The organism is Neptuniibacter sp. 2_MG-2023 (assembly GCF_030547495.1).
In the GTDB taxonomy this organism is placed as follows: domain Bacteria; phylum Pseudomonadota; class Gammaproteobacteria; order Pseudomonadales; family Balneatricaceae; genus Neptuniibacter.
In genome coordinates this window covers 145,921-165,888 of sequence record NZ_JAUOQC010000006.1, presented here as the reverse complement: position 1 = coordinate 165,888, position 19,968 = coordinate 145,921, and the positions used below count along the sequence as shown (strand labels likewise).

Sequence of the window (19,968 nt, the reverse complement as noted above, 5' to 3'; positions counted from 1 at the left end):
GCACAGTTCCAACCGAGCAAAATAATTAATCTCGGTATCTATCAGCGATGGGCTGCAAGATGTGCACTAATAATCTGCCATGCGGGCTGACCTTTCGCTAATAGATCCGCCTCAATCTCAGGAGAGAAATCAGCAATAACTGACGTCAGGTAGGAATCTCGCCCTCGGCAACGCTCAAACCAGTCAGCTACGCGAGGACAATCTTTATACATATCGCTCCAACCGAATTGATAAATGGTCTGAAAGTAGGGCGCCAAACAGACATCGGCAAGGCTGAAGTTATCACTTACTATCCATTGATATTCAGATAAAGCGGCTTCCATATCAAGAATCGTCTTACGATAAAGATTAATCCCATCAATCACATCCGGCGCATCAAGACCATATTGAACTAAACGTTTTTGTCGTTCTCGGCGAGGCTTTTCAGGTATTTTCTCCAACAACTCATCACGCTCACTCTGACTTTTTTCCATTAAGGCAGGACGCATCACTATAGGCCATTGGAGCGCACCACATGAAGGATGAAGCTTAGTATCCACATGCTTCATCCAAAGACGCATTTGAGCAACCTGATAAGAGGAGGATGGCTTTAAGCTGTGGGCAGAAAAAGTATCATCTAAATATTCACAAATGATGCTGGATTCAATTATGGGCCGCCCCTTATCAACAAGCGTTGGTACAACACCGAGAGGGTTTAGTGCCAAATATTCTGGCCGCAAGTTCTCTTTTTGGGACAGCTCAACGGTATGTTTAGTCCAATCTAAACCCTTTTCTGCTAAGACAATACGAACTTTCTGAGCGCATGGGGACATTGGGTGGGTATATAGCTCAAGCATGACAGTACCTTTCTCATTAGATGGAATAAGTTGGGTTCACCTAAAACCCAGAATTATTGTTAGATCTCAGTTTATCCCTAGGGCTTATTTTTGATAAATATCAAAACTGTCATAGAATATGTGAATATAATTCAACAATAGGAGTCATACTTGGCTAAGTGGACTGAGATGCAGGTTTTTGTCGAATCAGTTAGGCAGGGCAGTTTTTCCGCTGCCGGTCGGCAATTAGATCTATCACCTTCAGCAGTCAGCAAGCTTTTAACAAGGCTAGAAACCCGCTTGGGCGTCCGACTTCTCAACCGTACTACCCGCATGTTAAGCCTGACAGAAGGGGGCCAGATATACTTCAACCACTGCGTTGATATTTTGGCCGAAATAGACGATGTAGAAGACGCGTTAACAGGCTTAGTACAGGAGCCAGCGGGAACGCTTCGCATCAACAGTACCCACGGGTTTGCAAAACATCAGCTTTTGCCAATAATGCCGATGTTTCAAGCACGCTACCCTAAGATAAAATTGGAGTTCCAGCTTAGCGGCCAAGCGGTCGACCTTATTGCAGAAGGGGTTGATCTAGCGATCCGATTAGGAGAACTAAAAGACACCAGCTTAGTTGCTCGGAAACTAGGAGAGAGTGAACGCTTAGTCTGTGCAAGCCCACACTATATTGACTCCAAAGGCATACCACAAAAACCCTCTGACCTTTTAGAGCACAACTGTTTACGCCTATCCACTAATGAGATATTTAATCACTGGCAGTTTACCAGCCACCAATCGGGCGAAACTAAGGTGGAAACCTTCAATGTAACAGGCCGTTTTGTAACCGATAATGTCGATGGTTTACATGAATATGCCCTGCTAGGCGGAGGCATTGCACGGCTATCCAGTTTTATGATTAATAAGGATATAGAGGCGGGTCGTCTTATTCCTTTATTAACGAATTATGGCATTCCCCAGCAAAAAATTAATGCCGTGTACCCCCATCGCAAACACCTATCGGCTAAAGTGCGAGTCTTTTTGGATTACTTAACTGAACAGTTCGCTGCCAAGCCTCCTTGGAGCTAAGATTTTCACTTAGAGAAAGACCGTATGAAATCTAAGTTGGGTTAGTCCATATATTCAAGCTTTGACCTTTCTTGCAAGAGCTGATGCTCTAAATGCTGCAACTGGTAATACGAAGTCCGCTGCTCACGCTCAAACTCTCTTAACTTAAATAAAAGATCTTCTCGCTCTGCACTTGAAAGTCCACGACTGATTAAACGTTTCTCTGTCCGTTGAGCTTGTAATTCCACTTCATGCAGCTCTTTTTCTTGTCGTTCAAGCTCTTTTTCTAATTCTCGAACCTGCTGCTCTTGTTGATAAACCTGGCGACCACTCTGGTAGGTTTCTAAAAAAGCAGGTTCTAAATCTTCAGGGCAAACATAATGATACTTAGCGCCACTTCGCCCCAATCTATAGCCGTTATCTTGATGGCAATAACGCTTCAAGCCCTCTTCACGCCCCATCAAATAAGGCTTAACATCAAAAGCAATTGTATATTCTGCACATGCCTCTTGGTGATTAGAAAGGAAGGTCTCTGAACGGCCCTGTAAGCCGTCACTATAACCTATGCCATACCAATCACCGGTTACACACTCCTCTTCACTTAAACTTGCGCAGCCTGATAACAGAGCAACTAAGGAAATTAAAACAACACTTATACTCGATCTCTTTGCTTCCACTAAGCGAGACTCCTATACACCTATAAAACTCAGCATAGCTCTGTAAAGCTGAATACAAAGAGAATAGATCAACGAATAATTAGATCAGGCAACCAACGCTTACTTCTATCAATTTCATCACGCAGCGTTTCGTTAACCGGCGGCACACTCAGATCATCAGGTGGAGAAGCTAAGACATTAAGATCGATGGCTTGTGCTTCACCTCGAATTGATTCGCCATCAATTTTCATCTCATAGTAAATGCCATTCCAAAAGTTGGCGCCAAAGTCTTCCTTCTTTTTAAACATAAACAACAGGTCATGGGAAAGCCAACTCAAATCCTCAGAGGATACGTTGTGAGGCTGTTCATATGGATAAGCAAGATGACACCACAACTCAGGGCCTTCAAGGCACTTCATCTCCTTCATAGAAAGAAAGAAGTCCTTAAATTTGTCATGATTCATATGTAACTCGTAACGGCTACGCTCTCCTTCCGGAGAGAAAGTAATATCACCAATCACAATCTCTTGGCCTTTTTTATCCACAAGCAAAACCTGCTTCTTGCCAATTAAAACATCCGCAAAACTATTAAATGAGAGACACGTAAGCAATAAGGTCATCAATACAGGTTGTAATTTATAGAGCCCAGCCATAATTCTTTCTCACAAAAATGAACGGTGTAATTAAGTGTAGGGGGATATAAAACATCCACCATGCTACTTGGGTACAATATCTGTCTATAATGAATCTAAAAAGCGTTCATTACACATTTTAAGAACTGCGGAGTATATATGGGCTCATGCTGTAACAACGATAACCACTTCGATGGGGCATCAATAGAATACAAACGCGCCTTATGGTGGGTTATCGCAATCAATGCCCTAATGTTTTTTATTGAAATGGGCGCCAGTGTCCAAGCCAATTCACAAGCATTGCAAGCGGATGCCTTAGACTTTTTAGGCGATACAGCAACTTATTCTCTATCTTTGCTCGTCATCGGAAAATCTTTACAGGTCCGTAATCGAGCCGCTTTATTTAAAGCCACCAGCTTGATGATTATGGGCATAGGGGTATTCGGCATAACACTTTATAAAGTGATATATATGCAAACCCCCAAAGCGGTAACTATGGGGTCTGTTGGCGCACTCGCTTTCACTGCCAACTTAATTAGTGTCATGATCCTACTGCGTTTTAGAAATGGAGACGCCAACGTTCGCTCCGTTTGGCTGTGCAGCCGTAACGATGCCATTGGTAATATTGCAGTTATGATCGCAGCACTTGGCGTTTGGCAGAGCGCTTCCGCATGGCCAGACCTTATTGTTGCTTCAATTATGGCAGGACTATTTAGCTGGTCTGCCATACAGATTTTTCAGCAAGTCAGTAAGAGTAATGCAACAGCCAAGCCTTAGTTAAACAACATACAACTCGTTTTTAACACTCTATAAAAACTGCCATTTTAGACACAAAAAGAATCCATGCGTCATGATTGACATGACAAAGATAAGATTCCTCAATATGGAAACAACAAAAAACCCCAAATAACAAATGGTTATATAACTGGCACTATCTCTGCTTAGTCCTAGTAACTTATTAACATATCTAGGAGCTTAGCCATGAGCCATGTTGAAGAAAATGTTGAAGTCATCGGAATCGCTCCATCAGTTTTGATGGTTCTCGGAGGCTTAGTTGTTGCGATTTTACCTGCCATAGTGCAAATAGTATTACTCGCCAACTAACCCCAAGTGGCTTGCCAACAGCACCCACATGTAAGAAAAAAAGATCAATCAGATACTGCCCCTCAACAGTATCTGATCTTTTCCTAAGCGCCCTCCCACTTAATACGCACAATTTACGCAAAAAATAGAAACCTCTCCTATAATTCACAAAGACAAAATGTTTATTTGCACCTTTATCTCTCCATAAAGCTTAGTTGGCGTAGCGCCTCACCATTCACTCATTTTTATATAATAGGGACAAAATGAATGAAACTTTGAAAATTAGCCTGCCTTTTTATATCGCTATCTTCGCTCTGTTTAGCTCAATGGTTCATGGGGCTCAAAACCTAAACCCAGCACCTAAAATAAAGATTGCGGTATCAACCACTCCCCTTTCCGCCCCAGTATATATCGCAAAAGTTAAAGGCTTTTTTATCAATGCAGGTCTGGATGTGTCTATTTTAGAAATCGATGGGGGTGATCAATGCTTTACAGCATTACAAACAGGGAAGGCCGATATGGCTACTGTATCTAACTCTGTGATCATGTTTAATAGCTTTGAACACTCAAATTTTGAAGTAATTAGCAGTTTCGCAAAATCAGATAACGACTTGAAAATCGTTTCTTTTAAGCAAAAAAATATTCGTACGCCCCATGATTTAAGAGGAAAAACTGTCGGCGTCGTAAAAGGCAGCGCAAGCGAATATTTCCTTCACCTTTGGCTAAGCAAGTCAGAGATAGATATTGCGGAGGTCGATATAAAATCTTATTTTGCCAACGAACTACCCATTGTACTCGAGCAAGGCAAAGTTGATGCGATTTCGGTATGGGAACCTTTTGCTTACCAAATCAACAATTCCAATAATGATATAGAGATCATGAACACTAAAGGACTCTACAACTTTTCCTTTAATCTTATAGGCTTGCGAGACAACCCTGTTCTCACATCCACGCAGACCTTAGGCAACCACAGGCAGATCAAACAAAAAGTTACAGAAGCACTGAATAAAGCAGTCCGCTTTATCGCGATTAATCCAGAAAGATCCCAATTGATTCTGCGCCGTCACTTAAAGCTTAGCCAGCACTTTATCGACTGGGTCTGGCAAGACTATACATTTGAGTTATTGTTAAATGAACCTTTGCTCAGTTCGGTAAAGAATCAAGCTCAATGGGCGATTGATAGAGAATTAGTTCCACAAGAAAATCCGCCCGATTTCAGTAAAATCATCCTCTTAGACTAGTCATAAGCGATACAACAAGAGAGCGATAGTCCCTGAAGAGCGGGAGAAAGCAAATACCGCTACCACAGCTCAAGAACGCTGTGATAACGGTATTTATTCAAAGATTGGCCTTATTTCAAACAGCTTTCGATACTATTCGCAAGGTCTTTAAGGTAGCCAACATACCCTTGAGAAAGCGATACATCAGTAGCCAATGGATCTAAACGCCCTAAGTTAACAGGCAGGTCGGCAACAATGCGCTCTACAATAGGTGCTTCGAACTGAGGCTCAACAAATACACAACGAACAGCGGGCTCGTTTAATATTTTTTCAATTCTTGCTAGTTTTTTAGCGCCCGGTGATCGAGCCGGATCGACGGTAAAGAACGCTCTCTGATTTAAACCATAGTGCTCAACAAAAAGAGAAAACGCATCGTGGAAAACAACAAAACCACTCTTCTGGTGAGGCGCCAACTGCTGCTGAATCTGCTTATCCGCCTGCAACAGATCACGTTTAAAGGCCTGGTAGTTCTGTTCTAACTTATCCGACAATTCCGGCGACTGCTGTTGCAACATATCTTTAATCTGCTCAGCGGCCTCCAACATATAAATAGGATCCATCCAGATATGCGGGTCAACGTCACCATGATGGTGATGTTCGCCGTGCTCTTCATGTTCGTCGTGTTCGTTGTGCTCTTCGTGTTCCTCTTCCTTATGGGACGCAGCTTGGTGTTCATGATGATCACCATCCTCCTCTTCAGTTTTTAAGAGCTGAAGAACAGGTCGCTCGGAGCGCTGCAACGCCTTTTCCAGAAACTGCTCCATTTCTGGCCCAACCCATATCACAAGATCGGCCTTTTGCAGTGTACGAATATCAGACGGCTTTAAGGAATAATGATGCGGCGAGGCACCTGGCGGAATTAATAGATCCACCTCCCCTAAATCTGCCACAATAGCATGTGCAACTAATTGAAGTGGTTTTACACTAGTCACCAACTGCAAACGCTCTTGGGCAATTAGCATTGGAGATAGCAAAAAAATGGCTGTAACAAAGGCTAACTTTTTCATTGATATAATACATCTCGGATAATTTTCCGTTATAATATAACACAAAACGGTGAATGATAACTTTTATGCCAGAATCCCAACTCGCTTTTCGATCTGAACATGATCATCGTGACTGTATAGAGCATGCACTACGTGACGCTCGTGAGTTATGTGCAGAAAGAAAACTACGTTTTACGCCGATCCGTGAACTTGTACTTAAAACGATCTGGCAAAGCCATAAACCGCTTGGTGCATATGAGCTCCTTCCTACCTTAGCAGAGGCGGGATTTAACTCAGCGCCACCTACTGTCTACCGCGCTCTTGATTTTTTACAGGAGCAGGGATTTGTTCATAGAATCGCACTGCTCAATGCTTTTATTGGTTGCCCTCATCCACACAAAGCTCACGAAAGCTCCTTTTTAATCTGTAGCCAATGTAAAAATGCCGTTGAAATTGAAACCTCAGGGATAAGTAAAGAGGTCAATAAACAAGCTGAGCTATTAGGGTTTATCCCAGAGCAGCAATCTATCGAAGTTTTAGGCACCTGCCCTGAATGCCAGCGAGTAAGCCCATAATGAATCAGCCACATCGCCATGAACCTCTAATTAAGCTGGATATGGTTAACCTTCATTTTGGCCAGAATCATGTTTTGCAAAATATCAGCACCGAACTCCACAAAGGCTGTATAACAACTATTATTGGTCCCAACGGTGCGGGAAAAACCACCTTAGTTAGGGTTATTCTTGGCTTATTAAAACCCGATAGTGGCACTATATGGAAAGAGAACAATCTTCGTATTGGCTATATGCCACAGAAATTACAAGTCGATAAAACCTTTCCCTTAACGGTCGAACGCTTTTTAAAAACTGCCCAAAACTGCAATCAGGAGCAGATGCAGACCGCGCTAAACGATGTAGGTGCCTCTCTGTTACTCAAGCAATCTATCCACCATTTATCAGGCGGAGAGATGCAGCGAATTTTACTCGCCCGTGCTCTATTGCGTGATCCCCACTTACTCGTTTTAGATGAACCGGTTCAAGGGGTGGATATTAACGGGCAGCTAGAACTTTATAACCTTATCTCTCGTATACGAGATGAGCGCGGCTGTGGCGTATTAATGATCAGTCATGACCTTCACTTAGTCATGGCATCAACAGATCATGTAGTTTGCATCAATCATCATGTTTGCTGCTCAGGACATCCTGAACATGTTACTAATGACCCATCTTTTACTGAGTTATTTGGCATTAAAGGAAGCGAACAGCTAGCCGTCTACAGCCACCACCATAATCACAAACATGATGAACAGGGAAATGTCATTCCAGAAAAGGAGCACGCAAGCAGCTCTAGTCACAAGGGTTGTTGCTAATGCCTGATTTTCTTATTTACGCTTTACTCGGCGGCTTAGGTGTAGCAATAGTCGCAGGGCCATTAGGCTCATTTGTGGTTTGGCGACGTATGGCATATTTTGGCGATACCTTAGCCCACTCAGCGTTACTAGGGGTCTCCATTGGCTTTTTGCTCGACATTAATCTCAACTTATCCGTTATTATCTGCTGCGTAGGCTTAGCACTTGTGCTTGTTGCCTTGCAACGTCAACGTATGGTCGCTACAGATACCTTATTGGGCATAATGGCCCACAGCGCTCTCTCCCTTGGCTTAGTTGCTGTCGCGTTGTTAGAAATTCGCGTTGATTTAATGTCATACCTCTTTGGTGATCTGTTGGCGGTGAGTCCGCAAGACCTCTTCTGGATCTACGGCGGCGGCATTGCAGTTTTACTGCTTTTAAAATTACTCTGGCAGCCTCTACTTGCGATCACGATCAATGAAGAGCTAGCTCATGTGGAGGGCGTCAACGTGCCGCTTATCCGTCTGATTTTGATGCTATTAATTGCAGTAGTCATTGCTATAGCAATGAAAATTGTTGGCTTACTGCTCATTACCTCTCTACTTATTATTCCGGCTGCAGCGGCTCGACGCTTAGCGCGCACACCAGAACAGATGGCGATTGGTGCTGGCGTTATAGGGTGCCTCTCAATCTTGGGAGGGATAAGCCTATCTTGGTACTTTGATACACCGGCAGGCCCTTCAGTAGTCGTTGTATCTTTAGCACTTTTCATCGCACTCTACAGCCTACCAACTAAACAACAAGCATGATCGCGTCGCTGCATAAATATTGGCCCGACAAACAGCGTCACAGACAAGTATGGGCATTAGCTTGGCCTCTAATGCTATCCAATATCACTGTACCTCTATTAGGTTTAGTGGATACCGCCGTTATTGGTCATCTGCCAGAAAGTCATCATTTAGGGGCGGTAGCTGTTGGCAGCATGATTTTTACTGTCCTCTACTGGGCTTTTGGTTTTCTACGCATGGGCACTACGGGCATGACAGCCCAAGCGTTAGGTGACGATAATGGCGCCTTAAATCGCCAACTGCTCGCACAATCGCTTATATTAGCAACGGCGATAGGCTTGCTTATTTTACTATTCCGCACGCCTATTATCAGTTTGGCCCTATCACTAATGGGGGCTGAGCCTATAGTAACGGCAGAAGCGGCAAAATATAGTGAGATCCGCATTTTAGGCGCCCCCGCGGTGCTATGTAACTATGCATTGCTGGGCTGGTTTGTCGGCAACCAAAATACACGTATCCCCCTCCTCATATTATTGGTCACCAACATCATCAATATGTTGTTAGATATACTCGCAGTCTATGGCTTAGGTATGCATGCAGATGGGGTTGCGGCGGCCACCGTTTTTTCTGAATATTTCGCGCTTTTTCTCGGCCTCTACCTCGCGAAGAAACATCTCAAAAATGTTTCATCTCAACTTGAGATCGCCTGCCTAAAACGGCTCAGTGATTATATAAATTTGATTGCGGTAAACCGTTTTCTCTTTATTCGTACACTGTGTATTTTAGGCTCCATTGCCTTTTTTACCGCCCAAGGCGCGAAACAAGGCACCGATATTCTCTCTGCCAATGCGGTTTTACTTAACTTTTTATTATTAATCTCTAACTGGCTCGATGGGTTTGCACATGCAACCGAAGCGCTATCAGGTAAGTATATCGGGGCGAAAAAGCTAACCACATTTTATCAATCACTGGTCAGTGCTTTATGCTGGTCTGTAGGTACAGCCGCTCTACTTTCGTTGGTATTTTGGTTAGCTGGCGACCTTATTATCAATCTACTCACCGGCATTGAAAGCGTACGTATCATCGCTAAAGCTTACCTCCCCTGGATTATTGTCTTACCCTTGATCGGTGTCTGGAGTTTTCTACTCGACGGTATTTTTGTGGGAGCAACCCAATTTAAAGCGATGCAAAACACTATGCTCTTCTCTGTTTTTATCGTTTTTCTACCTTTATGGTGGCTAACTCAAAGCTATGGAAATCAAGGTTTATGGTTTTCATTTCTTGCTCTTTTTGTGGCGAGAGCACTCTCTGGCGGCTATGTTTACTGGACGATCTGCAAACATAAACGTTGGATAAGTTGATGATTACACCACTCAGCATACTGATCTCTTTTTCTGGTATCAGCGAGTTACCGCTCGAAACATTAACCCTCCCGCCTTCATATAAGATCGAGGTTGTCGCAAAAGCCCCGAATGTCCGCCAACTTGCGCTAGCAAAGGATGGGACTCTCTTTGCCGGAAGCCGACGAGCGGGAAACCTGTATGGGTTTATCGATCAAGATAAAGATGGGATCTACGAACAAACGCTCATTTTAGCTACAGAGCTTAATATGCCCAGTGGTATCGCTGTAAAAGGCAATGACCTCTATGTGGCAGAGGTATCTCGCATTCTCAGATATAAAGAGGTTTTACCTCTGAAGCCTTCTTCCACACCAACACCTGAAATCTACTACGACAAACTCCCTGACAAAACCCATCATGGTTGGAAATATCTTAAGTTTGGCCCAGACGAAGCCTTGTACTTCAACATCGGCGCTCCCTGTAATATCTGCTTACCTGAACAGCCCTTTGCAACCATTATGAAGCTGGATAACCATAAGAACACCACACTTATCGCCCAAGGCGTACGTAACAGTGTCGGCTTTGCTTGGAATCCTCTAAACCAGCAGCTATGGTTTACAGAGAATGGGCGAGATCACTTAGGGGATGATCAGCCTTCCGATGAGCTCAACCATGTAACAGATAACGGCGAGCATTTTGGCTACCCTTTTTTTCACGCTCAAGGATTAGCTGATCCTAAATACGGTAAAAAGCAGTATACCGACCAACAGCCGCTCAGCTATACACCTGCCGCCTATAAACTCGGTGCGCATGTTGCGCCTCTAGGTATGACATTCTCCGTTAACGCCTCAACAGAAGCTCAACAAACGCTATATATTGCTGAGCACGGATCATGGAATAGAAGTCAAAAAGTAGGCTATCGCGTTGTAGAACTACAGATAAAAAATAATAAAGTGATTAGCCACAAACCCTTTATTAGCGGATGGCTTAAAAATGAGAAATATTGGGGAAGACCTAATGACATCATTGAGACACCCGAAGGTAGTCTCTTGATATCAGATGATCATGCAGGCGTCATTTATCGCCTTTCAAAGATAGAAAATAATACCCCATGATTACATAGGGTATTTTTTTATCTAAGGCTAATGATCTTTTCGTGCGCCACCTGGATTCTCTGTGAACAGTAAGGGTTGTGCACCCTCTTCAATTTGAGGCCCAGTATCGCGATTTACTCGCGTTTCTAACTCTTCAATATCCGGCGTTCCATCTAATCGCATGGAGTCTTCATAATCACAGCGGACGCACTCTTTATACTCCCGCTCATCATCTCGAAAGGTCCGGATACAGTCCATCTCACCACACCGGGGACAAACAGCACCGGCAATAAATCGTTTTACAATGCTCATAATTTTATCTCTAACTCACCTTGTCGGTGCAGGTAAGCGACCTGAAAGGTCCCTTACCTTTTTATGATTCTAAGCTGCGGTTTGGATACCGCAATGACGAAGCAGTGCATCCACTTCTGGCTCACGCCCACGGAAGGCAACAAACAGCTCCATTGGCTCACGAGACCCACCCATCTCTAAAATATGCTGACGGAAGTCATTACCCGCTTCTTTGCTAAATACGCCATCCTCTTCAAAGCGGGAAAAGGCATCAGCAGACAAGACTTCAGCCCATTTGTAACTGTAATACCCTGCGGCATAGCCACCAGCAAAAATATGACTAAAGCTATGCTGGAAACGATTGAAATCAGGTGGTGTAATCACCGCCACACGACTACGGATATCGTTTAAATAGCTCTGCACATCTGTGACACCAGGCTCATAGTCACGATGTAAACAGAAATCGAATAACGAAAATTCAAGCTGACGTACCATCATCATACCGGATTGAAAATTACGTGCTGCCAACATTTTGTCTAACAATGCTTGCGGCAGCGTTTCACCCGTTTGATAGTGACCAGAAATAAGTGCTAAAGCTTCCGGCTCATAACACCAGTTTTCTAAGAACTGACTTGGCAACTCAACCGCATCCCAAGCAACACCATTAATACCACTGACATCAGCCGATTCGATCTGAGTCAGCATATGGTGTAACCCGTGGCCAAACTCATGGAACATGGTGGTCACTTCATTATGGGTCAATAAAGCGGGATCATCCCCCACCGGTGAACTAAAATTACACACTAAATACGCAACGGGAAGCTGAAGCGTACCGTCCGCTAAGCGGCGACGTACACGACAATCATCCATCCAAGCGCCGCCCCGTTTCTTTTCACGGGCATAAAGGTCTAAGAAGAAGCGTGCAATCACCTCGCCTTTACGCCGAATTTCAAACAACCGTGCATCTTTATGCCAACGGTCGAACTCATCCACTTCACTGATCTCAATATCAAACAGCTTTCCTGCCACAGTAAACAAACCGTTCAACACTTTAGGTAGCGGGAAGTAAGGGCGAATCTGCTCTTCAGAAATTGCGTATTTAGCCTGTTTCAATTTTTCACTAAAGTAAGCAAGATCCCACGCTTGCAGATCCTCAACCCCATATTCCTCTTTAGCGAAATCACACAGCTGCTGATAATCTTGCTTAGCTACAGGCAAGCTTTTCTCGGCTAAATCATTTAGAAACTGTACAACCTGATCGGTTGTTTCAGCCATTTTAGTAGCAAGGGAGTATTCAGCGTAGTTATCGAAACCTAATAGCTTCGCCAACTCTAAACGGAGCTCAAGAATCTGTGTCATTACAGACGAATTATCCCATTTCCCCTCACCAGGTCCCTGATCTGATGCCCGTGTCGCAAAGGCGGTATAAACTTCTTTGCGTAATTCACGATTATCCGCATAAGTGATCGTTGGCAGGTAAGATGGAAAATCTAAAGTTACTAACCACCCGTCTAAACCTTTTGCTTCAGCCATCTGTTTTGCCGCAGCTAAAGCCATCGGCGGCAAACCCGCCAGCTCGCTTTCGTCGCTAAGTAGTTTATTCCATGCGTTACTGGCATCTAATACATTCTCGGAGAACTTCGTCGTTAGCTCTGAGAGCTTCTGCTGCAGCTCTGCATAACGTTTTTGATCATCACCATTCAATGCGATACCGGATAAACGAAAATCCCTTAGGGTATTAGTAACGACCTTCTGTTGAGCTTCATTTAACTGTTTGAAATTTTCACTTTCAGCAAAATCATTGAACGCTTGGTAAAGCGCTTGATTCTGTCCCATCTCAGTCCAGTATTGGGACAATTTAGGCAGGCAGGCGTTATAGGCGTCTCTCAACTCATCCGTATTAACCACCGCATTCATATGCGACACCGGTGACCAAGCTTTTGCCAAGCGATCGTTCATCTCCTCCAACGGAGCCACAAGATTATCCCATGTAGGCGATGTCATTGAGCCTAAGATTCTCTCAACCTCTGCTCGGCCATCCGCCAATAACTGATCTATCGCTGCTTCGATATGATTAGGTTTAATCGAACTAAAAGCAGGTAATAATTGCGGCTCAAGCATTGGGTTGCTCATCTAATATGCTCCTAAAGAAGAGGGGTAATACCTCTTTAATGGGATCAAAAATGAATTTTTCAATTATAATTCTATTTAAACTTCCTCTTATAAATTTGCCATAATAGTTTCCTTTAAATCATATTCGAGTAATAAAGTATGAAAATCCGTACCTATCAAGGCATGACTCCCACGTTAGGAGAGCGTGTATTTGTTGATCCAAGTGCGGTCGTGCTTGGTGATGTAACATTGGGCGATGATGTATCTGTTTGGCCTCTCACTGTCATTCGTGGCGATATGCACCGCATCAGCATAGGCGATCGCACAAGCGTACAAGATGGCTCCGTGTTACATATTACTCATGCAGGCCCCTACAACCCTGACGGTTTCCCTCTTATCATCGGCTCTGATGTCACCATTGGCCACCAAGCGATGTTACACGGCTGCAGTATTGGCAATAGGGTTCTTGTCGGTATGGGCGCTATGATTATGGATGGCGCTATTGTCGAAGATGAAGTGATTATCGGCGCTGGCTCTCTTGTCCCCCCAGGAAAAACCTTAAAAAGCGGTTATCTTTATGTGGGCCGCCCAGCAAAGCAACAACGAGCTTTAACCGAAAAGGAATGTTCTTTTTTCAGTTACAGCGCCTCTAATTACGTAAATCTAAAGGATAAACACCTTGAAGAAGACTACGCTAATTTATAGCGCCCTCGCTGTTCTTATCAGTTGCAGCGGCTGTAGTTACAACACCCAAAGTACGCCAGAGTCTTGGCTAAAAACACATGGTTTATCAACACCTACAGACTCAGGAGAGATGACCTTATGCCAAAACTTTGGTTGCACTAAATCCAAATCTATACAGTTATCAGCCGATGAGCTTAAACCGGTTCAATTACTATTCACCCCATTACCTGCTGACGCTGTAGAAGAACGAGAGAGGATAGCTCAAGCGATCGGACTATTAGAAAAGATAACAGGTCCCAAAATAGGCACGGAACACGATTTAGCTAAAAATGCTTTTGGCTTTAGCTTTGAAAGCAATCAACTCGACTGTGTTGCCGAATCAAACAACACAAGTACTTATTTACTCCTTCTACAAAACTTAGAACTGCTTAAATACCACCGAGTTGGCGGTAATATGCACCGTGGCTTGTTCACTCTCCATGCGCCCCACAACAGTGCCGCAGTGATTGAGAGCGATACGGACCATGCCTATGCAGTAGATTCTTGGTTTCGCCCTAATGGAGAAGCCGCATGGATTATCGAAGCAGAGCACTGGCTTTCAGGCGCAGCACCATAAATAGCTTATATAAGTCTTTTTGCTATTGATATTTATTCTCATTACGATTATCCTTCTGGGAAATTTATTATTACTGCAAATAAATAGGAATTGATTTATGAATTTTCGCCAGTCATTCGTAACAGCAGCTATATCGGCTATCGTATGCGGTCCCGTTCTTGCCTCTACGCCCGCCCAGTCCGATATACTCGACAATTACGCTAACATTGCACAAGCGACGTATGAAGATTCGCTACTAACGGCTCAAGAGCTAAATAAAGTTCTTAATCTTTTCCTTGCAAAACCTACCGAAGAGAATCTAAAAAAGGCTCGTGCAGCGTGGATTGCAGCACGCGTACCTTACCAGCAATCGGAAGCTTTCCGCTTTGGTAACCCAATAGTTGATGATTGGGAAGGCAAAGTTAATGCTTGGCCACTAGATGAAGGACTGATCGATTACGTAGCAGCAGGTTATGGTGCGGAATCAGATGAAAACCCATTCTATACAGCTAATATTGTTGCCAACAGCAAACTTAAAGTAGGTGGCGTTGAGATTGACGCATCTAAAATAGATAAGAAGCTGCTCGCAGAAACCCTACATGAGATAGACGAAGTAGAAGCCAATGTGGCAACTGGTTATCATGCCATTGAGTTCCTTTTATGGGGCCAAGATCTAAATGGTAATAACCCAGGTGCAGGTAATCGCCCAGCAACTGATTTTGATCTTGAGAATTGCACCCATGGTAACTGTGATCGTCGCCGCGACTACTTAATGGCTGCGACAGAGCTTCTGATTGATGATCTGCAAGAGATGACAAACAACTGGGCTCCCCAAGGCCCTGCGCGCACTGAACTATTATCCAAAGCACCCGCGGAAGGTATAGCAACAATTCTAACGGGCATGGGTAGCTTAGCGTACGGTGAACTGGCGGGAGAACGCACTAAGCTAGGCTTAATGCTACATGACCCTGAAGAGGAACATGATTGCTTCTCCGATAATACACATAACTCCCATTTCTACGATGCAAAAGGGATTAAAAATGTCTATTTAGGCGAATATACCCGCGTTGATGGCTCCACCGTTTCTGGTGCAAGCCTTGCGGAACTGATCAAGCACCAATCTCCTGCAGTTGATCAAGATCTTAGAAACAACCTAGACAAAACTGAAAACGCTGCTCAAGCAATGGTTGATGAAGCAGCGAAAGGCAATACCTTTGACGTACTTATCGGTGTCGACAACAAAACAGGCAACCAAGTAGTACAAACGTTCGTGGACGCCTTAGTTGCAGAAGCTGAATCTATTGAAAATGCTATTGCAGCGTTGAAGCTCGAAGGTATTGAGTTAGAAGGTTCAGATAGCTTAGATAACCCAGCTTCAATTAGCGCTGAGTAACTAAACTGAAGGCTAATCATAAAATCCGGGGCCTAGGTCTCGGATTTTTCTTTTCATAGATGATGAAAAAAATACTGTGCACAAATTATCTCTATTCCTATATCTGCTTTTCTCCTTCCAGCTCTTCGCAGCAGAGAGCTCAACGGTAGGTTTTATAGCAGAAGAGATCGAGCAGGGTGGTGCAACAACTCATCATAATGGAAATAATAGACACAGCTTCAGCCACCCAGCCGCTAATCTCGCATTTAAAAAAGAGTTAGATTTTAAGCTAGGGAATAGCATATTCAAAAAGTTGTGGGTACCTGCGCCATCATCAACCACCGCTAGCGATGGTTTAGGCCCCCTCTATAATGCTCGCTCCTGCATGCAATGCCATATAAGAGATGGCCGAGGCCATACGCCGGAAAGCAACTGGCCAGAAGATAACGCAGTTTCACTTTTCTTGCGCTTAAGTATCCCTCCTCAAAACAAAGAGCAAAAGCAAGCCTTAGCAACAGGAGAGGTCGGTGTCATTCCTGAACCGACTTACGGTACTCAGTTACAAGACTTTGCGGTAGCAGGATTAAATGCCGAAGGGCATATACAAATAAGCTATAACGAGACAGAGATCGCCTTAGCGGATGGAGAATCCGTTTCTTTACGTCGCCCAAAATACTCAATCAGCGATCTCGGATATGGCCCTCTACATCCAGAGACTTTATTATCACCTCGTATCGCCCCCGCGATGATTGGTTTAGGTCTCTTAGAAAGTATTCCTGAGGCCAGCATTTTAGCCCTAAGCGATCCTAATGATCTCAATAACGATGGTATTTCAGGCAGGGCTAACTGGGTTTGGAACCAACAAACCCAGTCAACAGCACTCGGGCGATTTGGCTGGAAGGCCGGCACACCAACGCTAAACCAACAGAACAATACCGCTTTTAATGGAGATATAGGCATATCCACTCCCTATGCAACAAGTCCTTATGGCGAGTGCACACAACAGCAAGAAAGCTGCTTAAACATGCCCAATGGAAATAGTGTTCATCTTGACGGGGTTGAGGCATCCGCAAGCATGATAGAGCTATTACTCTTCTATACACGTCATATTGCCGTTCCCGCTCGCAGAAATGCTGACGATCCAGAGGTTTTAGCGGGCAAAGAAATTTTCTATAATAGCGGTTGCGCTAACTGCCACCAGCCAAGATTTACAACAGCGAACATACCCGAGCTACCTGAATTAAGTAATCAATTAATCTGGCCTTATACAGATCTTCTATTACATGACATGGGGGAAGATTTAGCCGATAATCGCGCCGAGTATTTAGCTAATGGCCTTGAGTGGCGAACACCCCCGTTATGGGGCATTGGACTAACGGACGTTGTTAGCGGAAAAACCCACTACTTACATGATGGTCGTGCACGCACTTTACTTGAAGCGATCCTCTGGCACGGAGGCGAAGCTGAACAAGCCAAGCGATCCGTAACAAAGATGTCAAAATCTGATCGAAATAATCTTATCAAATTCCTGGAGTCTCTATAAATGAGCCTGCTATCTATTACCCGATACAGCGCACTCAGCTTAGTATTTTTACTGAATGCGCCAATTACAGCAGCAGAAATCAGCCAAGAGCGTTGGTTAAAACTCAATCAAGCCGCTGTAAATGAGCACATACTTCCGAGCTACAATACTCTAGCGGAAAAAAGCAAAACCTTAGCGATGGCTAGCGCCTCACTGTGTGCAGCGCCATCCGAAGAAAATTTGAGGAATGCTGAAGCCCACTTTATTGACACACTGAATGCATGGCAGAGTATACAGCATGTGCAGTTTGGCCCTATTGAACTATTAATGCGTAATTTTACGATTCAATTTTGGCCAGACAAGAAAAACCTCACTTCAAAACAACTGAATATTATTCTTAAAAATCAAGATCCAGCATCACTGGAGCCTGAATTTTTCAGAACAGCAAGTATTGCAGTGAAAGGCTTACCCGCCATGGAGCGAATTCTCTTTGCTGATGACGCGTTAAAACAGATAGAAGAGAATCCATATCGTTGCCAATTCCTACAATCGGTTAGTGATTATCTAGTCATTCAAACGGACAATACCAATAAGGAGTGGCAAGAGTACAAGCAGGAATTTAGTACACTCACTTCCGAAGAAGGTATCTACGAAAGTGCTCAAGAAGCGAGCATTGATATTATGAAAGCTCAAGTCGAACCACTGGAAGTGATTCGCGATCTAAAAATACTTAGACCACTAGGTAATGAAGGTAAAGCAAAGGCTCGTCGCTTAGAAAGCTGGCGTAGTAAAAATGCACTGCAAAATATACAGATGAATATCCAATCACTCCATCACCTCTACAGCGGCCTTAAAGATTACAGTCTTTTCCAGTTGCTAAAAGAGGAGGGTGCGACCGATTTAGCAGACAGTATTGAACAGCAATTCATCACTATAGAAACCACCTTAGAAAAGATACCTACGCCACTATCTCAACACCTTAAAGAGCCAAAGGTGAAAGAGCAGCTATTACTTATCGCCCAAGAGCTTAAGCAACTGCACGAAAGCCTTGATAAAACCATGCCTGCGCTAGGTCTTCAGCTAGGATTTAATAGTCGTGACGGGGATTAATCGTAGACAATTTAGCCTGCTGTTAGGTTGCACTTTACTAAGCCCTTCGCTGCTTGCAAATGGGAAACAGTCTTTATTTGCTTCCGCTGCAAAAGCATCCAATGGTGCATATGAATTACTGGTGATCGATCAGGCAGGGCGTCTGCACTTACGTCATGAGTTACCAGCACGAGCGCATCACATTGCGGCCCATCCCCATAGGCCGCTATTAGCCGCTGTAGGTCGTCGCCCAGAAACATTTATTGATGTGGTCAACTACGAAACAAAACAGCTAGAAACTCGCATTAGAAGCGCTCAAGGACAGCACTTTTACGGCCATGCAATTTATTCTGCAGATGGTCGCTGGCTGATCTCAACTGAAAACGAGATTGCAACAGGGCAGGGACTAATTGTTATTCGTGATGCTCTGCATAACTATGCTGTTGTACAACAATTTAGCTCTGCGGGCATTGGCCCCCATGAACTAAAAATGATGCCTGATGAGAAGACCTTAGTAATCGCCAATGGGGGAATTCTTACCCATCCCGACAAAGGTAGGGCAAAACTCAATATAGATGTTATGCGCCCATCACTAGCCTATGTAGACATCAATACAGGTCAATTGAAAGAACAGGTCTTTATGCCTGAAGAGTACCACCAGCTTAGCATTCGCCACTTTGATATTAATCAAACAGGCAGGGTTGTAATAGGCCTGCAATACCAAGGAGACAAAACAGACGATGTCCCTTTAGTTGCGTTCCATACCCAAGGACAACCTCTAGCATTAGTTCGCGCACCGATTAGCACCAATATGGCAATGAAACAGTATTGCGGTAGTGCTCGTTTTGATAAAAGCGGAAAAGTTGCAGCCATCTCATCACCCCGCGGTGACTTAGTAACATTTTGGCATGCAGACACCCAGCAATTTATTACATCAACCACAAGCAGAGATGGTTGCGGTTTAGCGCAAACAGAGAAACCTGAAGAGTTCTTAATCAGTACGGGCAGAGGGTATTGCTACCGTTATAACTGCCAAACCAAAAATAAAGAAAAAGTAAAATTGGATATTCCGGCTCATACCGCCTGGGATAACCACTTATCCCCATTTCTAGTTTAGGGAGTGTCTACCCCCTCTTGTTTGAAGAGGCTATTTTTAGGCATTGGGGTATACACACAAGCATATATAAAATGTTATAATATAACTTATTACTATTACATA

21 protein-coding genes are annotated in these 19,968 nt (G+C 43.9%); 15 read left to right on the top strand and 6 right to left on the bottom strand.

Annotation, left to right across the window (positions count from 1 at the left end; translation table 11 throughout):
* Positions 1-41: 41 nt before the first annotated feature.
* On the bottom strand, positions 42-836 hold the full coding sequence (locus Q4486_RS08080) for a glutathione S-transferase family protein (protein WP_303519019.1): 795 nt from the start codon (positions 834-836) through the stop codon (positions 42-44).
* A 150-nt stretch (positions 837-986) separates the two neighbouring features.
* Here Q4486_RS08080 and Q4486_RS08075 point away from each other — a divergent pair, with 150 nt between their 5' ends.
* Positions 987-1,898, top strand: a complete 912-nt coding sequence (locus Q4486_RS08075) for a LysR family transcriptional regulator (RefSeq protein WP_303519018.1) — start codon at positions 987-989, stop codon at positions 1,896-1,898.
* Positions 1,899-1,939: 41 nt separating this feature from the next.
* Here Q4486_RS08075 and Q4486_RS08070 read toward each other — a convergent pair whose 3' ends face one another.
* Together Q4486_RS08070 and Q4486_RS08065 are read right to left on the bottom strand one after the other, a co-directional pair.
* Positions 1,940-2,554: a DUF2799 domain-containing protein gene (locus tag Q4486_RS08070; RefSeq protein WP_303519017.1), complete on the bottom strand. Its 615-nt coding sequence runs from the start codon at positions 2,552-2,554 to the stop codon at positions 1,940-1,942.
* 68 nt (positions 2,555-2,622) lie between these two features.
* The gene (locus Q4486_RS08065; protein ID WP_303519015.1) at positions 2,623-3,186 is read right to left on the bottom strand and encodes a hypothetical protein; all 564 of its coding nucleotides are present in this window, start codon (positions 3,184-3,186) and stop codon (positions 2,623-2,625) included.
* A gap of 138 nt (positions 3,187-3,324) precedes the next feature.
* Between Q4486_RS08065 and Q4486_RS08060 the strand changes: the two genes are divergently transcribed.
* From Q4486_RS08060 to Q4486_RS08050, 3 genes are all read left to right on the top strand, one after another.
* Positions 3,325-3,942, top strand: a complete 618-nt coding sequence (locus Q4486_RS08060) for a cation transporter (RefSeq protein ID WP_303417301.1) — start codon at positions 3,325-3,327, stop codon at positions 3,940-3,942.
* A gap of 204 nt (positions 3,943-4,146) precedes the next feature.
* Positions 4,147-4,269 carry a hypothetical protein gene (locus Q4486_RS08055; RefSeq protein WP_269454620.1) on the top strand — a complete coding sequence of 41 codons (123 nt, stop codon included), beginning with the start codon at positions 4,147-4,149 and terminating at the stop codon, positions 4,267-4,269.
* 242 nt (positions 4,270-4,511) lie between these two features.
* The gene (locus Q4486_RS08050; protein ID WP_303519014.1) at positions 4,512-5,489 is read left to right on the top strand and encodes an ABC transporter substrate-binding protein; all 978 of its coding nucleotides are present in this window, start codon (positions 4,512-4,514) and stop codon (positions 5,487-5,489) included.
* A gap of 110 nt (positions 5,490-5,599) precedes the next feature.
* Here Q4486_RS08050 and znuA read toward each other — a convergent pair whose 3' ends face one another.
* A complete protein-coding gene (znuA, locus tag Q4486_RS08045; protein ID WP_303519013.1) occupies positions 5,600-6,535 on the bottom strand; it encodes a zinc ABC transporter substrate-binding protein ZnuA in 936 nt (311 codons plus the stop codon).
* A 65-nt stretch (positions 6,536-6,600) separates the two neighbouring features.
* Between znuA and Q4486_RS08040 the strand changes: the two genes are divergently transcribed.
* Genes Q4486_RS08040 through Q4486_RS08020 form a run of 5 tightly spaced genes read left to right on the top strand, consistent with a single transcriptional unit; the run spans position 6,601 to position 11,105 of the window.
* On the top strand, positions 6,601-7,089 hold the full coding sequence (locus tag Q4486_RS08040) for a Fur family transcriptional regulator (RefSeq protein ID WP_303417308.1): 489 nt from the start codon (positions 6,601-6,603) through the stop codon (positions 7,087-7,089).
* Positions 7,089-7,883, top strand: coding sequence for a zinc ABC transporter ATP-binding protein ZnuC (gene znuC / locus Q4486_RS08035; protein ID WP_303519012.1), 795 nt, complete (start codon positions 7,089-7,091; stop codon positions 7,881-7,883). The genes Q4486_RS08040 and znuC overlap by 1 nt, the downstream gene beginning before the upstream one ends.
* The gene (znuB, locus tag Q4486_RS08030) at positions 7,883-8,671 is read left to right on the top strand and encodes a zinc ABC transporter permease subunit ZnuB (protein ID WP_303417311.1); all 789 of its coding nucleotides are present in this window, start codon (positions 7,883-7,885) and stop codon (positions 8,669-8,671) included. The genes znuC and znuB overlap by 1 nt, the downstream gene beginning before the upstream one ends.
* Positions 8,668-10,011, top strand: a complete 1,344-nt coding sequence (locus Q4486_RS08025) for an MATE family efflux transporter (RefSeq protein ID WP_303417313.1) — start codon at positions 8,668-8,670, stop codon at positions 10,009-10,011. The genes znuB and Q4486_RS08025 overlap by 4 nt, the downstream gene beginning before the upstream one ends.
* Positions 10,011-11,105, top strand: a complete 1,095-nt coding sequence (locus Q4486_RS08020; RefSeq protein ID WP_303519011.1) for a sorbosone dehydrogenase family protein — start codon at positions 10,011-10,013, stop codon at positions 11,103-11,105. Before Q4486_RS08025 ends, Q4486_RS08020 begins: the two co-directional genes overlap by 1 nt.
* Positions 11,106-11,132: 27 nt before the next feature.
* Here Q4486_RS08020 and Q4486_RS08015 read toward each other — a convergent pair whose 3' ends face one another.
* Positions 11,133-11,396, bottom strand: coding sequence for a YheV family putative zinc ribbon protein (locus Q4486_RS08015; RefSeq protein WP_303519010.1), 264 nt, complete (start codon positions 11,394-11,396; stop codon positions 11,133-11,135).
* A gap of 69 nt (positions 11,397-11,465) precedes the next feature.
* Positions 11,466-13,508 carry an oligopeptidase A gene (prlC, locus tag Q4486_RS08010; RefSeq protein WP_303519009.1) on the bottom strand — a complete coding sequence of 681 codons (2,043 nt, stop codon included), beginning with the start codon at positions 13,506-13,508 and terminating at the stop codon, positions 11,466-11,468.
* A 138-nt stretch (positions 13,509-13,646) separates the two neighbouring features.
* Here prlC and Q4486_RS08005 point away from each other — a divergent pair, with 138 nt between their 5' ends.
* From Q4486_RS08005 to Q4486_RS07980, 6 genes are all read left to right on the top strand, one after another.
* Complete coding sequence (locus Q4486_RS08005) at positions 13,647-14,192, top strand: gamma carbonic anhydrase family protein (RefSeq protein WP_303417321.1); 546 nt, start codon at positions 13,647-13,649, stop codon at positions 14,190-14,192.
* Complete coding sequence (locus tag Q4486_RS08000) at positions 14,167-14,787, top strand: hypothetical protein (RefSeq protein WP_303519008.1); 621 nt, start codon at positions 14,167-14,169, stop codon at positions 14,785-14,787. Before Q4486_RS08005 ends, Q4486_RS08000 begins: the two co-directional genes overlap by 26 nt.
* 97 nt (positions 14,788-14,884) lie before the next feature.
* Positions 14,885-16,159, top strand: a complete 1,275-nt coding sequence (locus Q4486_RS07995) for an imelysin family protein (RefSeq protein ID WP_303519007.1) — start codon at positions 14,885-14,887, stop codon at positions 16,157-16,159.
* Positions 16,160-16,235: 76 nt separating this feature from the next.
* Positions 16,236-17,681, top strand: a complete 1,446-nt coding sequence (locus Q4486_RS07990) for a di-heme oxidoredictase family protein (RefSeq protein WP_303519006.1) — start codon at positions 16,236-16,238, stop codon at positions 17,679-17,681.
* Entirely contained in the window at positions 17,682-18,770 is a 1,089-nt protein-coding gene (locus Q4486_RS07985) for an imelysin family protein (RefSeq protein ID WP_303519005.1), read from the top strand.
* Entirely contained in the window at positions 18,757-19,866 is a 1,110-nt protein-coding gene (locus Q4486_RS07980; protein WP_303519004.1) for a DUF1513 domain-containing protein, read from the top strand. The genes Q4486_RS07985 and Q4486_RS07980 overlap by 14 nt, the downstream gene beginning before the upstream one ends.
* The last annotated feature ends 102 nt before the right edge of the window (positions 19,867-19,968 follow it).